Source organism: Myxococcus sp. CA033 (assembly GCF_013336625.1).
GTDB lineage: Bacteria > Myxococcota > Myxococcia > Myxococcales > Myxococcaceae > Myxococcus > Myxococcus llanfairpwllgwyngyllgogerychwyrndrobwllllantysiliogogogochensis.
Genome location: NZ_JABUMU010000001.1, coordinates 283,078 through 296,491, shown reverse-complemented (window position 1 = coordinate 296,491; position 13,414 = coordinate 283,078). Strand labels below are relative to the sequence as shown.

The window sequence follows — 13,414 nt, the reverse complement described above, 5'->3', positions numbered from 1 at the left end:
TGCCCCGTCCGACCCGCCGCCCGTACTGCCCCGTGCTGCCCGTCCTGCGTGCTGCCCCGTCCGACCCGCCGCCCGTCCTGCGTGCTGCCCCGTCCAACCCGCCGCCCGTCCTGCGTACCACCCCGTCCAACCCGCCGCCCTTGCTGCCCAACCCCTGCGCCGTACCGCCGCGCTTCGATGCGGCATCACATAGCAGGGCGCGTGCCGCATCCTTCGCCTCGCTCGATCCAAGCGTTTCCAAGGACTTGCGACGAAGCCACCGCGAGTGATCCACGCAGGTCCGGTAAGAAGTCGGGTGAACCCTTCCGGAATACGGTGCCCTCGGCACCGGGTTGCCCCTCGATGCCCATCAAGACCCGTCGTTGGTGTGTTCCAGGAGAGCCCGATGATGGCTTGCGTCTCCTCGTCTGCCGCTACAGGCCGCGCGGCCTCCCCAAAGCCAAGGAGACCTGGGACGAGTGGCGCCGCGAGCTGGCGCCCAGCCCCGACCTCTTCGAGGCCTTCTACGGCAAGGGCCAGACGCCGATAACCCTCGATGCCTACCGAGAGCGGTACATCCAGGAAATGCAGTCACAGCGGGAAATCATCGCAGAGCTGGCCGCGAGGGTGGACCGGGGAGAGACGGTGACGCTCCTTTGCTCCAAGGACTGCATCCTGGAGCCCGTCTGTCACCGCACGCTGCTCGCGGAGCTCATCGAAGCCGCCCGCCGCTCCTGACCTTCTGGAGCGTGGGCGGCCGCACCGCCGGGACATGGGAGCCAGTGGCTCCCGCGTCCGCCAGCGGTGTCCTTCACGGGCTCACGGCGCGGGAGCCGCCGCCGGGAGTTCGTCGTCCGCCGCTTCCCGCCGGGACTCGCCGCGCACCTTCTGCATCAGCACGTAGAGGCCCGGGATGAAGATGAGGTTGACGATGGTGGACACCAGCATTCCGCCGAACACCGTCGTGCCCAGCGAGTTGCGTGCCGCCGCGCCCGCGCCCTGCGCCGTCATCAGCGGCACCACGCCCAGGAGGAACGCGATGGAGGTCATCAGGATGGGCCGCAGGCGGACCTCGGCGGCCATCACCACCGCCTCCAGCGCGTCCTTGCCGCTCTCCCTCAACTGCTCGGCGAACTCCACGATGAGGATGGCGTTCTTGCTGGCAAGACCCACCAGCATCACCAGACCCACCTGACAGAACACGTCGTTGGCGTACCCGCGCATGAGCTGCAGCGCCAGCGCGCCCATGATGGCCAGGGGCACCGAGAGGATGATGACGAACGGCAGGCTGAAGCTCTCGTACTGCGCCGCCAGCACCAGGAACACGAACAGGAGCCCCAGGCCGAAGATGATGAGCGTCTGACCACCGCTCTCCTTCTGCTCCAGGCTGATGCCCGTCCACTCCGCGCTCATGCCCTGCGGCAGCGTCTCCGCCGCGAGCGTCTCCATCGCCTCGATGGCCTGACCGGAGGAGACGCCTGGAGCCGCCGCCCCGTTGACCTCCGCCGAGCGGAACAGGTTGTAGTGGCGGATGACCTGCGCGGACACCGTGGGCGTCACCTTCACCAGCGACTCGAGCGGAATCATCTCCCCGTTGTCGCTGCGCACGTAGAACGCGCCGATGTCCTGCGGGCTGTCGCGGTACTGCTGCTCGGCCTGCACGTAGACGCGGTACGTCCGGTTCGCGTAGTTGAAGTCGTTGACGTACTGGCTGCCCATGTAGACCTGCATCGTCCCGAAGATCTGCTCGATGGGGATGCCGAGCGCCTTGGCCTTCTGCCGGTCCACTTCCACGTCCAGCAGCGGGGTGTCCGCGTTGAACGCCGTGAGCACGCCGCGCAGCCGTCCGTCCGCGTTGCCCTTCGCCACCAGCTCCTGCGTGGCCGTCGCCAGCTCATCCAGCGTGCGCGAGCCCGCCGTGTCCTCGACGATGTACTGGAAGCCGCCCACGCTGCCCACGCCGCGGATGGCCGGGGGCTGGAAGGGGATGACACGCGCGCCACCGATGCGGCTCAGCGGCCCACGCAGCCGCTCCACCAGCCCCGCGACGGACTGGTTCTTCCCCGGACGCTCCTCCCACGGGATGAGGCTGGAGAACACCGTCGCCAGGTTGGGGCCGGTGCCCTGGAAGGAGAAGCCGCCGATGGCGAACATGGCGCGCACCTCCGGCTGCTGCTTGAGCACCTCCTCCACCTGGGCCAGCACCTTCTCCGACTGGGCCAGCGACATGCCCTCCGGGCCCTGGATGGAGATGATGACGTAGCCCTGGTCCTCGTCGGGGATGAAGGCCGTGGGCGTCACCCGGAACAGCACCACCGTGGCGCCGATGCAGGCCAGGAACGCAACCAAGACGATGAGCGGGTGCTTGAGCAGCGCCCGCAGGCCCCGGCCGTACCAGGCGCGCGTCGCGTCCAGCACCTTGTCCACCCAGCGGAAGAACACCCACTTCTCACCCACGTGGTGCTTGAGCATCCGAGCGCTCAGCGCCGGGGTGAGCGTCAGCGCGCAGAACGTGGACAGCGCCACCGACGCGGCGATGGTCAGCGCGAACTGGCGATAGATGGCGCCCGTCGTTCCTGGGAAGAGGGCCACCGGGACGAACACCGCCACCAGCACGACGGAGATGGCGATGACGGCGCCGGCCACTTCCTTCATGCCCTCGCGCGCGGCCTGTCGCGCTGTCAGGTGCCGCTCCACCATCAACCGTTCGATGTTCTCGATGACGACGATGGCGTCGTCGACGACGAGGCCCGTGGCCAGTGTGAGGCCGAAGAGGGTGAGGGTGTTGATGGAGAAGCCCATCAACTGGACGAAGGCGAAGGTGCCCACCAGGGAGACGGGCAGGGTGAAGGCCGTAATCAACACGCTGCGCCAGCCGTGCAGGAACAGGAAGATGACCAGGATGACCAGGGCGATGGCTTCCACCAGCGTTTGGAGTACCTCGTGGATGGAGGCGCGCACCGCGAGCGTGGTGTCCGTGCCCGTCTGGAACGTCATGCCCGGGGGGAACTGCGCGGACAGGCGCTCCAGCTCCTTGAAGACGCCGTCGCGCACGTCGAGCGCGTTGGCGGTGGGCAACTGGAAGATGGCCAGACCCACGCCCGTCTTCCCGTTGAAGCGCAACAGCGTGCCGTAGCTCTCCGCGCCCAGCTCCACCCGGCCCACGTCCTTCACGCGCACGCTCTTGCCGCTCGCGTCGCGCATGAGGACGATGTCGCCGAACTCCTCCGGGTCCACCAGACGGCCGCGCGCGCGGACCGCGAGCTGGTAGGGCTGCTCTTCACTGGAGGGTGGCTGGCCCACCTGTCCCGCGGCCACCTGGAGGTTCTGCTCCTGGAGCGCGCGCGTCACGTCCTGGGGCGTGAGCTTGCGGCGCGCCAGCTCCGTGGGGTCCAACCACAGGCGCATGGAGAACTTGCGCTCGCCGAAGATGCGGACCTCGCCGACGCCGCGCACGCGCTTGATGGCGTCCTTGAGATTCACGTCGGCGTAGTTGCTGAGGAACTTCGCGTCGTAGCGGTTGTCCGGGCTGGACAGACCCACCGTCAGCAGCATCTGGCTGGAGGCCTTGTTGACGACGATGCCCGTCTGGTTCACCTGAGAGGGCAGACGCGCGGCGGAGCGGCTGACGCGGTTCTGCACGTCGACGGCGGCGACCTCGATGTCGCGCGTGGGCTCGAAGGTGACGGTAATCTGGCTGGTGCCGTCATTGCTGCTGGTGGAGGTGATGTAGCGCATGCCCTCCACGCCATTGAGCTCCTGCTCGATGGGAATGGTGACGGCGCTCTCCACCACCTCGGCGCTGGCGCCCACGTAGTTGGCCGTCACCGTCACCTGCGGCGGTGCCAGGTCCGGGTACTGGGAGATGGGCAGTGTGGGGATGGCAATGGCCCCCACCAGCGTCAGCAAGATGGAGCAGACGATGGCGAAGACGGGTCTGCGGATGAAGAAGTCGACGAACACGGCGTTCAGGCCCTCATTCTCATGGCGGTAGCCGAGCCTCGCGATGCGACTGGCGAGGCCCGGTCCATCCCCTGCTCAGCGGCTGCCCGCCGTGGCGGCACCGGCCCCGGCGGCCGGAGCGGCGTCGGGGGACTTCACCTTCACGGCCATGCCGTCGCGCAGCGCCTGCAGCGAGGACACCGCCACCCGGTCGCCCTGCTTCAGCCCGCCTTCGATGACGTAGGACAGGTCGCCCAGCGTCCCGAGGACGATGGGGCGGCGCTCCACCACCGTCTTGCCTTCCTTGTCCTGCACCACCATGGCGAAGGGCTGACCACTCAGGCGCACCACCGCGAGCGCGGGAATCTGCAGCGCGTCCCGCTTCGCGTAGACGATGCGCGAGCGCACCAGCTCGCTGGGGCGCAGGCCCACGGTGTTCTGGAAGGCCGCCTTCACCTCCACCAGCTGCGTGCGCGGGTCCGCCTGCGGCGCGACGAAGAACAGGGGGCTGGTGAGCAGCACCTTGCCCTGCGAGTCCAGGACCTCCAGCGCCGTGTCCGGCTTGAGCGCGCGCGCCCGCTCGGACGGCAGCGCCACGCTGACCTCCAGGACATCCGCCTGGGCAATCGTCGTCAGCGGCGTCGTCGCGCCCACGAAGTCACCCATGCGCACCAGCACGTCGCCCACGGTTCCCGCGAAGGGCGCGCGCACGGCGTGGAACTGCAACTGCACCTGGCGCTGGGCCACCTGGGCCGCGGCGGAGCGCGAGGCGGCCTCGGCGGCCTCCACCTGGGCGCGGCCCTGCTCCAGCTCCTGAGCGCTGGCGAGGCCTTCCTTGTAGAGCGCCTCCGTGCGCGCCAGGGTGGTGCGCGCCAGCTCCCGGCTGACGTGCGCGGAGCTCTGCTGCGCCTGGGCGCTGTCGAGCGCGGCCGTCTCCGTGCGCGAGTCGACCTCCAGAATCGGAGCCCCGGCCTCCACCTTCTGACCGGGCTTCACGTGGATGCGGCGCACGTAGCCCGCGACTTGAGGCAGCACGGTGATGTTCTGCCGCGACAGGAGCGAGCCCAGGTACTCCCCGGTGTCCCGCACCTCGCTGGGCGCCAGCGTCAACACCAGCACCTCGCGAGGAGGTGGCGCGGCCGGAGGTGCCGCCTTGCCCGAGCACCCCGCCGCCATCAGCAGGGCGGAACTCCACAACGTCATCTTCAGCGCCTTCAGGGGGCGCACCCGCATCACCAATCGCACCGGGCCTCCGTCAAGAATGCGTCCAGGCGCGCCTGGACAAGCTCGAATTCACGCAGCGCCAGCGTCAGCTCCGCCTGGCGCAAGGCCGCTCCGCTCTGCACCAGCTCCAAGCTGCTGCCGCGGCCCACTTCAAAGGAACGGCGCGTGAGCCGGTCCGTCCGGTCCGCGAGCTCTCGCGACTCGGACGCCGTCTTCACCAGCGCCTGTGCCACCTCGATGCTGCGTCGGGCCTGCGTCACCTCGACGGACACGTCGCGGCGGCTGCCCTCCAGCGTCTCCGCCGCTTGACGTTCGATTCCCTCGCGCTCCTTCACCAGTCCACCGCGCAGGCCGCCTTCCCACAGGGGGACGGACAGCACCGCGGCGATGCTCCATGAAGAGAAGCGCCCGAAGCTCGGGTCCGTCGTCACCGCTTGCAGGTTGCTCGTCAGGCCGAGCGTCGGCAGGTAGCCCGCGGACGCCTGCCGCCGGCTGTCGCGCGATGCATCCACCTGCGCGCGGGCGGCCGCCAGGTCCGGGCGGGTGTCCAGGTCCTCCAGCGGAGTGCACGCCTTGCGCGTGTCCTCCATCAGTCCGCCCAGGTTGAAGGACGTGTCCACGCCCACCGCGTTGCCAAAGCCCAGGGCGATGCCGAGCGCCTCGCGCGCCCGGCGAAGCTGCTCGTCACCGGAGACGAGCGCGCCGCGCGCCAGCGCCACATCCTGGTTCACCCGCACCACGTCGAGCTGGTTGCTCGCGCCCAGGTCGAACGAGCGCGTCGTCAAGGCGGAGCGCTCCAGCGCCTGGAGCAGACCCACGCGGTTGATCTCCGCGGCCCGCTCGGCCGCCACGGTGGCGACCAGCGTGCGGGCAAGCCCCAGCGTGAGGCGGCGACGCAAATCTTGAAGGCTGGCCACCGCGCCGCGCTCGGAGGCGGATGCCGACGACAGGCCTCGCCACGCGCCCACGTCCACCAGCGACTGGCTCAGGGACGCGGAGAGGGTTCCGACAATCGGCGAGGTGGGCGTGCGCCCGTCCAGCGCGGGCGTGGGAAACACGCCCACCGCGGTGTCCGGGTTGAGGAGGTCATGGGCGGCACTCGCCGACGCGCGTGCGTTGGGCAAGAGCGACGCCAGGGCCTGACGCCAGCGCCCCTCGGCGCGTTGGACGCCGGCTTCCGCGGCCCTCAGATTCGTCGAGCGCTCCCGCACGAGCGTCAGCGCCTGCTCCCAGGTGCTCACCTGCTGAGGCGCGGCGGGGACCGGAGCCAACATCGGGTCCTCCACCTTCGGCTGAAAGGGGACAGGGGGAGGAACAGGAGTACTCGGCGCGGCCGGCGTCGAGGCAGCGACGAACGCCAAGAGGAGAGCGGTGGGGGCGGACATACCAATCGGGTAGGTAAGGGTGACTGCAGGTGCGACTCGACTCCCCCCATCCGACGAATTGCGTCAGGCAGATGTAATTGACAACCATTGTAGGCGACAACTATTTCTTCAGAGGAATGACTTTCGCGGAGCACCTCGCCTCGTTGCGTCGCAGCATTCGCCGCCACCTCACCGAGAAGCTCGGGGCGCGGACGACGCGGCCGTTCAATCAACTGCTGGCGCTGAAGGCCATTTCCGAGGGCATGCGAAGGCAGTCCACGCTCGCCGAGCGACTGATGGTGGACGCGCCCGCGGCGAGCCGGCTGGTGGATCGGCTGGAAGAGGATGGGCTGGTGCTGCGGCAGGCCGGGGAGGACCGGCGCTGCTTCCGGCTGGAATTGACCGCCCAGGGAGAGCGCGAGCTGTCCCACCTGCTCGATGCGCTTCGGGAGCTGGACGGCGAGTTGGGGGAGTACCTTCCGGAGCCGGAGCTGTCGGAGCTGAAGCGACTGATGGAGAAGCTCCAGACGGGCCTGAGCCTGCGGTCAGTCGGTTCGGAAGTGCCTGGCACCGACGGCTGCGGCGAGTGAGCGGGGCCTGGAACGACGAAGGGCCCGGCCTCCGGAAGTGATTCCGGAAGACCGAGCCCCTCGGCTCGAAGCGGCGAGGCGGCCTGTCAGGCCTGCTGCGCGGGCTTCGGCTCTGCCTCGGTGGTGGCGGCGGGAGCCTCGGCGGGCGCCTGCTGCGCGGCGGACTGGGCCTCCGACTCGGCGCGCACGCGGGAGGTCTCCTCGGTGCGCTGGTCGCTGGCGGCCATTTCCTCCGGGGTCAGCTCGGTGCGGTCGGCCAGGATGCCCGTCTTCTTCTCCAGGTCCTTGATGGCGCGGCGCATGAGGTCGCGCTCGAGCAGCGTGCGGTTCAGCCGCTTCTCCAGCGCCTTGTACTTGTCCTTCATCAAGTCCAGGTCGCCCTTGGTCGCGGCGTAGACGCGCTGCTGCGTCTCGTTGCGGCCCTTGATGCGGCGCACTTCCTTCTCCAGGTCCACGGCGCGGTTGCGGTCCTTGTTCGCCGCCTGCTCCAGCCGGTCCATCTTCTCGCGGTCCGCCTCGCTCAGCTCGCGGATGACGCGACGAGGAGTCCGGTCCTCGCGAGCGGCCTCGGCCACCGGCGTCACCGACACGGCCGCGGCCACCACCTGCTCACCCTCCTTGGCGGGGGCGGCGATCTGCGGGGCCACCACGGGGGCGGCGGCGGACACCGGGGCGGGGGCCTGCGGCTCACGGCGACGGCCGCGACCACCCTCGGACTCCGCCTTCAGCCGCTGGTTCTCGGTCAGCACCTGCGCGAGCTCCAGCCGGGTCTGCTCCAGCTGCAGCGACGCGTTGCGCTCCACCTCGGCGCGGGCCTTGGCCAGGTCCTGAGAACCCTTGTCGCCCTCCTTCTGCTCGAAGACCTTTCGCTTGGCCTGCTTGAGCTGATCCTTCACTTCCTGGAGCTGGTTTCGCTGCTCATCCAGTTCCTTCTGCTTGCGTTGCAGCTCCGCTTCCGCCCTGGCGCGCGCGGCCTTGTGGTCCGCTTCCAGCTCGACGCGGGGCGTGTTGGAGGAGGAGGAAGAGGACGGGAGCGCCGCCTGCTTCGCGCCGCCGAAGAGGTTGAAATACAGCGAGATGGCGAGCCCGACTGCCAGGGCGATGACCAAAGGAACCACGGGACGACCTCCACGGGAGGGATATGCAAAAAGCGGGGCAGCCTAACCTCCAGCGCGGGCCCGTCAAGAGTGCGCTGGGGGTGCGTCCCCCTTGTACCCCGCCTCCATGCCCTGTTCGGAGGAAGGGTGCACGTGCGAAATCGAAGCCTCCCTTGGAGGGCATTCGCCCAGACGGGGTCTTCCCCGCCCCGCCGGGAGCCGCGATGCTGCGCCGCCCCGAAGAGCCCCGAGGAGCACGTGTGACATGGCTCACCTGGAGCTGAGACCCAAGCAGCGCGTGTCGAGCTTCCGCAAGCTGGCCATTGGCAGCTGGGGGGCGGCGTATGACCCCACCGTCTACGGCACGCTGACGGTGCGCATGGACCGGGCGCTGGCCTACATGGATGCCTTCCAGCGGAGCACGGGCCTGCGGCTGACGGTGACGCACCTGGTGCTCAAGGCGTTGGCGGAGGCGCTGCGGCGCTGCCCGGATGCCAACGCGGTGCTGCGCTTCCACCGAATCTATCTGCGTCAGCGCATCACCGTGTCCGCGCTCCTGCGCTCGGCGGACGCGGCGTCGGGGTGGGCGCCGGTGCGGGTGGTGGACGCGGATCGCCTCGGGTTGCGTGACCTGGTCCTCGCGCTGGACGCGGCGCACGAGGATGCGCGGGTGCGACAGGGCTTCCGGTGGGTGGAGAAGGTGCCCGCGCCGTTGATGCGGCTGTTCACCGGTGGGGTGTCGTTCCTGGCGGTGACGCTCAACCTGGACCTGGGCCGCTTCGGCCTGCCGAGGGATGCGTTCGGCGCCGCGGTCGTCACGGACGTGGGGGAGCTGGGCCTGGACTCGGCCTATCTGCCCCTGGTGCCCTTTACGCGGGTGCCAGTGTTCCTGGCGCCCGGCGCGGTGCGCGACACGCCGGTGGTGGAGGAGGGGAAGGTGGTGGTGGGGAAGGTGATGAGCCTCAACGCGTCCATCGACCATCGCTTCATCGACGGCTTCCACGCGGGTGTGCTGGCCAACACGTTGAAGGAGCTGCTGGAGGACCCCGAGGCGGCGTTCGGTCCGCCGGACGCGGCGGCCTCGGGGGGCTGAGCGCGGGAAGCGATGGGGTGCTCCCCGCGCCCGTTCGTCACGTCAGTACGCGTACTCCCAGCCGCCACGGCCCCCACGGGCACGTGAGCCGCCGGTTCGAGCGCTCATCGCGCGCAGCCGGCGGACCCGCTCTGGAATGGGCGGGTGGGTGGAGAACAGCGCCATGACGCCGCCTCGGTGCAGCGGGTTGACGATGAACAGGTGCGACGTTGCTGGCGCCCTGTCGTATGGCATCACCTCCGCGCCGCGCTCCATCTTCAGCAGGGCATCCGCCAGCGCATCCGGGTCCCCGCTCAGCTCGGCGCCCGTCGCGTCCGCGCCGTATTCGCGCGAGCGGCTCACGGCGAGCTGCAACAGCGTCGCGGCGATGGGGGCGACGAGGAGCAGGCCCAGGTTTGCGAACGCGCCGCCGAGGCCGCCCTCGTCGTCATCGCTCCGGCTGAGCATGGAGCCGCCGAACCAGAAGAGCATCTGCGCCGCGTAGCTGATGATACCGGCCAGCGTGGCCGCCACCGTGCCGATGAGCGTGTCGCGGTTGCGCACGTGCCCGATTTCATGCGCGAGCACGCCCTCCAGCTCGCGCTGGTCGAGGATGTCCATGATGCCCGCCGTCACCGCGACGGCGGCATGCTTGGGGCTGCGGCCCGTGGCGAACGCATTTGGCGAGCGCGTGGGCAGGATGTAGACCTTCGGCTTGGGCATGCCCGCGCGGGTCGCCAGTCGCTCCACCATCTGATGCAGCCACGGCGCCTGCTCATAGGGCAGTGGCTTCGCGCCGTGGATGGCGAGCGCGATCTTGTCGCTGAACCAGTAGGAGCCGAAGTTCATCACCACGGCGAAGAAGCCGGCGAACATCAGACCCTGGGCTCCGCCCAGTCGCTGGCCGATGACGAGCACCAGCGCGGTGAGGCCCGCGAGCAGCACCGTCGTCTTGAGCGCGTTGCCCAGGCGGTGCCACCCACCGCCGCCGTGCAGCGCCGGACGTCCGCCGCCGTTCCGGGAAGTTTCGTGGGTGCCAGTGAGTGCCATGTCGTCTCGTTCCTTTCCCCCGTTCAGGGGCTTCAGAAACGTAAACAGGCGGGCCGGCTCGTCAACGAAAGCCCCTGGATGTGTCCATGAATCCAGGGGCTTACGTCATCGCTCGGAAGCAGGGCAGGAGGGCAGGCAAGCCGTCGCCCGATAGCGCGCCGTGCGGGCTCGCGAGCCCTCTTGAGGACCGGAGGCGTCGTGGCTCGCGGCCCAATGGCAGGGGGCCGGGTGAGCCTGCGCGGGGACGGTTGGCGCGCCGCGAGGCCCCTCGTGGATGCCGCGAGCCGAGCCCGTCCCGAGGTTGTCAGGGCGAATCAACGCGCGCGGTGCGCATGGTCGGGCGCAGCCGGATGGGCGGTGAGTCGGGCGCTGGGAGAATCCACGCCTTGGGCGCGAGCCCATCCCGCTCTCGCGCCAGGTCCACGTTTGGATCCACGAGCACCTCCGCGGAGCGCCCGTTCAACGAAACGCGGACATCCGCACGCACCTCCACCGCGCCATGGCCTCGAGACTCGAAGTCGCGGGCGATGTGTCGGGCGAGCTGGAGGATGAGGTCGGGCTGCACGGACATCTCCCGCTCCTGCAGGCGGGTGAGGTGCTCACTCGGCGAGACGTGCCACTCGCGTCCCGTGCCCGGTGCGCGGACGATGAACGTCACGCTGCCGTTCTTCTCGCGCGCCATCACCCGCCAGGAGAAGCGCATGCCCTGCTCGTGCCAGAGCACGTTGCCGCCGTACAGGTGCGTGCGCAGCGGGACGGCAAGCTGCACCACGCCGTACGCCACCGCCGCGCCGAGCGCCACCCAGGCCTTCCATCCCGGCGACGCGAGCCCAGCGGTGCGGGGAGTCCAGGAGACCGCATCGCGCCATGGCAGTCCGCGCAGTCGCGCCGCCAAGCGTCGGGGCCAGGAGGGCTCGAAGAACACGAGCGCGGCCGTCACCATGATGAAGGGGAACATTCCGATGGGGAACAGCACGGACGTGGCCGCGTGGAACACGATGACCACGACGTACGCGAACGGGCGCAGCCGGCGCGACAACAGGAACGCGACGATGGTGGTGTCGAAGAGGAAGCCGGACCACGCCGCCGCATAGGCCACCCAACGCTGCTCCAGCAGGGGCCCCACCCACGGCAGGCTCGTGCGGGCCGACAGCCAGATGTTGAGTGGCTGCGCGTGCACCAACCAGTCGGAGGTGAGCTTCGCCAGTCCGGCGAACACGTAGACGACGGTGACCTGGAAGCGCAGCAAGAGCGTGCACCACGCGGGCAGCGTGTCGCTCCGGAGCGCGGGCCTGCGCCATGCATCGACGGAGAACGCGCGGTGCGCCGGCACGAAGATGAGCAGCCCGAGCAACAGGCTCACCAGGTAGTAGTGGTTCAGGTAGTTGCTGACGTCGACGAGCTGCACATACGTGAAGGCCACGAAGAGCAGGACGGCCGTCGCCCGATAGAAGAGGCCCGCCGCGAGGAATGCGCCCAGCAGCGCCAGCGCGGCGAACACCAGGTGCATCCACGGCGCGGGCAGCGACGGCACCCAGTCGAAGCCCCAGTAGCTGAAGTGGAACCGGGGGCGCACGAACAGCACGTCCACCCAGCCATAGGCGAGGAAGCGAATCGACGAGACGGTGATGAGCACCCCGAGCGCCACCCGGAACGCCGCCAGCGCCGCGATATCTCGCGGCGCCAGCAACAGCTTCCAGAGGCGCTCGTTTCGGGAGCCGAGGGCCTGCTCAGTCATTGTCCCCTTCGACGGACTGGGGCAGCTCCAGGTCCAGCACCGTGACGAGCTCCGTCTTGAGCACGTCCGTGACGCCCTTGAACGCGTCATGGAGCGCGCGCACGGACGGCTTGTCCTGGGCCAGCGCCTGCTTCAGGTCCTCTTCCTCGATGGTCGCGAAGGCGGCCTCGGCGGCGACGATTCGCTCACGGAGCTTCTGGGCCAGCGCCTCCGCGCCCGCGGCCACCAGCACGTCATCGAAGCCCGTGCCCGTGTAACCCTCACCGCAGCCCTCCGCGAGCAGCCGGAAGCCCCGGACATTGGCGCGCAGGTTCGCCTTCGAGCGGTTCGCGAACTGCGATTCGAAGTGCTCAGGGCACGATTCCGTCGAGCACTCCCGCATACCCAGGGGACGTGCCAGCTTCAGGTCCTTGCCCTCGCGCTCGAAGTAGAACATCGCGTCGCTCACCGCGTTGAGCGCGGCCTGGTTCGTCGGGAACACCGTGTTGCCCGAGCCCGCGGACGCCAACGTGTTGGCGAAGTTGTCCTGGTCCGCTGCCCACGCCTTCACCAACTGCGTGGCTCGCTGATTCACGTCCTGCGCCACCGCGAGCGCATAGGCGCGCTTGCGCGTCGCCCGCTCTGTCGGTGACAGCGCCGCCCAGGTGCCCTGCGCGACGATGGGCGAGGTGCCCTGACACGCCGTCTCCTCGCCCTCGTGGAACAGCAGGTACTCCAGTGCGTACAGCCCGCGCCGGCTCACCAGTGACGTCGGGAAACCCGCCGTTTCGTAGCTCTTGCTGACGACCTGCTCCTCCACGGCGCACCGACTCACCAGGGGCCACGAATAGACGTTGTCGCGCAGCTCCGCGCCGCCCGCCGCGCTGCGAGGCGCCGCCGGTCCCACCTGCATGACCTCCGCGACCTGCCAGACGTCCATGGCCGCGTGGAACGCCGCGCGCGCCTCCGCCTGCGTCGTGGCATCCGGCTGACCCGCGTACCGCGACACCGCCCCCGTCAGCGCGGTGCTCGCCTCCAAGAACTGCCGCGCCGTCTTCTCCACGCAGGCGCCCGTCGCCTTCAGGAGGTCCGCGCGCGTCGTGTCCGTGCCGCCCGGCCCCGCGTCCTCCTTGCCTTTGTCGGACTCCTTGCAGCCCGGAAGGCAGGTCAGGGCGGTGAGGAGCAGGAGCGCGCTGGTGCGGCGCGCGCGGAGGGGGCCCGGCGACTGGGTCTTCATGAGGGTCTCGATCATCTCGGGGAAGTCAGGGTGCTCAATGCTCGCGCGCTTGACAGCACGTGTGGATCCGTTTTACGAGCCGCACCCTGATTTTGAGAACGATTGTCATTAGCAGATTACGAAATATTGCAGGGAGAGGGGC

Annotated in this window: 10 protein-coding genes; 3 read left to right on the top strand and 7 right to left on the bottom strand. The window is 69.4% G+C overall.

Features of this window, described 5'->3' with window-relative positions; all coding sequences use genetic code 11:
- Positions 1-177: 177 nt before the first annotated feature.
- Entirely contained in the window at positions 178-717 is a 540-nt protein-coding gene (locus HUA78_RS01080; protein WP_371745466.1) for a DUF488 domain-containing protein, read from the top strand.
- An 81-nt stretch (positions 718-798) separates the two neighbouring features.
- Here the strand turns inward: HUA78_RS01080 and HUA78_RS01075 are convergent, their stop codons facing one another.
- The 3 genes from HUA78_RS01075 to HUA78_RS01065 all read right to left on the bottom strand — a co-directional run bounded on the left by HUA78_RS01075 (position 799) and on the right by HUA78_RS01065 (position 6,530).
- Positions 799-3,942, bottom strand: coding sequence for a multidrug efflux RND transporter permease subunit (locus tag HUA78_RS01075; RefSeq protein WP_174453524.1), 3,144 nt, complete (start codon positions 3,940-3,942; stop codon positions 799-801).
- Positions 3,943-4,017: 75 nt separating this feature from the next.
- Positions 4,018-5,166 carry an efflux RND transporter periplasmic adaptor subunit gene (locus HUA78_RS01070; RefSeq protein ID WP_371745465.1) on the bottom strand — a complete coding sequence of 383 codons (1,149 nt, stop codon included), beginning with the start codon at positions 5,164-5,166 and terminating at the stop codon, positions 4,018-4,020.
- Positions 5,154-6,530 (bottom strand): TolC family protein, encoded by a 1,377-nt coding sequence (locus HUA78_RS01065; RefSeq protein ID WP_174463124.1) that lies wholly within the window; start codon positions 6,528-6,530, stop codon positions 5,154-5,156. Before HUA78_RS01065 ends, HUA78_RS01070 begins: the two co-directional genes overlap by 13 nt.
- Positions 6,531-6,646: 116 nt before the next feature.
- Between HUA78_RS01065 and HUA78_RS01060 the strand changes: the two genes are divergently transcribed.
- On the top strand, positions 6,647-7,099 hold the full coding sequence (locus tag HUA78_RS01060; RefSeq protein ID WP_174453526.1) for a MarR family winged helix-turn-helix transcriptional regulator: 453 nt from the start codon (positions 6,647-6,649) through the stop codon (positions 7,097-7,099).
- Between the two features lie 86 nt (positions 7,100-7,185).
- On the opposite strand, the gene HUA78_RS01055 is transcribed toward HUA78_RS01060, so the two are convergent.
- Positions 7,186-8,217 (bottom strand): cell envelope biogenesis protein TolA, encoded by a 1,032-nt coding sequence (locus HUA78_RS01055; protein ID WP_174453527.1) that lies wholly within the window; start codon positions 8,215-8,217, stop codon positions 7,186-7,188.
- Between the two features lie 244 nt (positions 8,218-8,461).
- Between HUA78_RS01055 and HUA78_RS01050 the strand changes: the two genes are divergently transcribed.
- Entirely contained in the window at positions 8,462-9,289 is an 828-nt protein-coding gene (locus HUA78_RS01050; protein ID WP_174453528.1) for a 2-oxo acid dehydrogenase subunit E2, read from the top strand.
- A gap of 42 nt (positions 9,290-9,331) precedes the next feature.
- On the opposite strand, the gene HUA78_RS01045 is transcribed toward HUA78_RS01050, so the two are convergent.
- The 3 genes from HUA78_RS01045 to HUA78_RS01035 all read right to left on the bottom strand — a co-directional run bounded on the left by HUA78_RS01045 (position 9,332) and on the right by HUA78_RS01035 (position 13,272).
- On the bottom strand, positions 9,332-10,318 hold the full coding sequence (locus tag HUA78_RS01045; protein WP_174453529.1) for a zinc metalloprotease HtpX: 987 nt from the start codon (positions 10,316-10,318) through the stop codon (positions 9,332-9,334).
- A 304-nt stretch (positions 10,319-10,622) separates the two neighbouring features.
- On the bottom strand, positions 10,623-12,056 hold the full coding sequence (locus tag HUA78_RS01040; RefSeq protein ID WP_174475474.1) for an HTTM domain-containing protein: 1,434 nt from the start codon (positions 12,054-12,056) through the stop codon (positions 10,623-10,625).
- Positions 12,049-13,272 (bottom strand): imelysin family protein, encoded by a 1,224-nt coding sequence (locus HUA78_RS01035; RefSeq protein WP_174475473.1) that lies wholly within the window; start codon positions 13,270-13,272, stop codon positions 12,049-12,051. The genes HUA78_RS01040 and HUA78_RS01035 overlap by 8 nt, the downstream gene beginning before the upstream one ends.
- Between the last annotated feature and the right edge of the window lie 142 nt (positions 13,273-13,414).

Excerpts from the sequence above, each read along its gene's own strand:
- HUA78_RS01060 (WP_174453526.1), top strand. The coding sequence starts at position 6,647 with ATGACTTTCGCGGAGCACCTCGCCTCGTTGCGTCGCAGCATTCGCCGC.
- HUA78_RS01065 (WP_174463124.1), bottom strand. The coding sequence starts at position 6,530 with ATGTCCGCCCCCACCGCTCTCCTCTTGGCGTTCGTCGCTGCCTCGACG.
- HUA78_RS01050 (WP_174453528.1), top strand. The coding sequence starts at position 8,462 with ATGGCTCACCTGGAGCTGAGACCCAAGCAGCGCGTGTCGAGCTTCCGC.
- HUA78_RS01035 (WP_174475473.1), bottom strand. The coding sequence starts at position 13,272 with ATGAAGACCCAGTCGCCGGGCCCCCTCCGCGCGCGCCGCACCAGCGCG.
- HUA78_RS01080 (WP_371745466.1), top strand. The coding sequence starts at position 178 with ATGCGGCATCACATAGCAGGGCGCGTGCCGCATCCTTCGCCTCGCTCG.
- HUA78_RS01045 (WP_174453529.1), bottom strand. The coding sequence starts at position 10,318 with ATGGCACTCACTGGCACCCACGAAACTTCCCGGAACGGCGGCGGACGT.
- HUA78_RS01040 (WP_174475474.1), bottom strand. The coding sequence starts at position 12,056 with ATGACTGAGCAGGCCCTCGGCTCCCGAAACGAGCGCCTCTGGAAGCTG.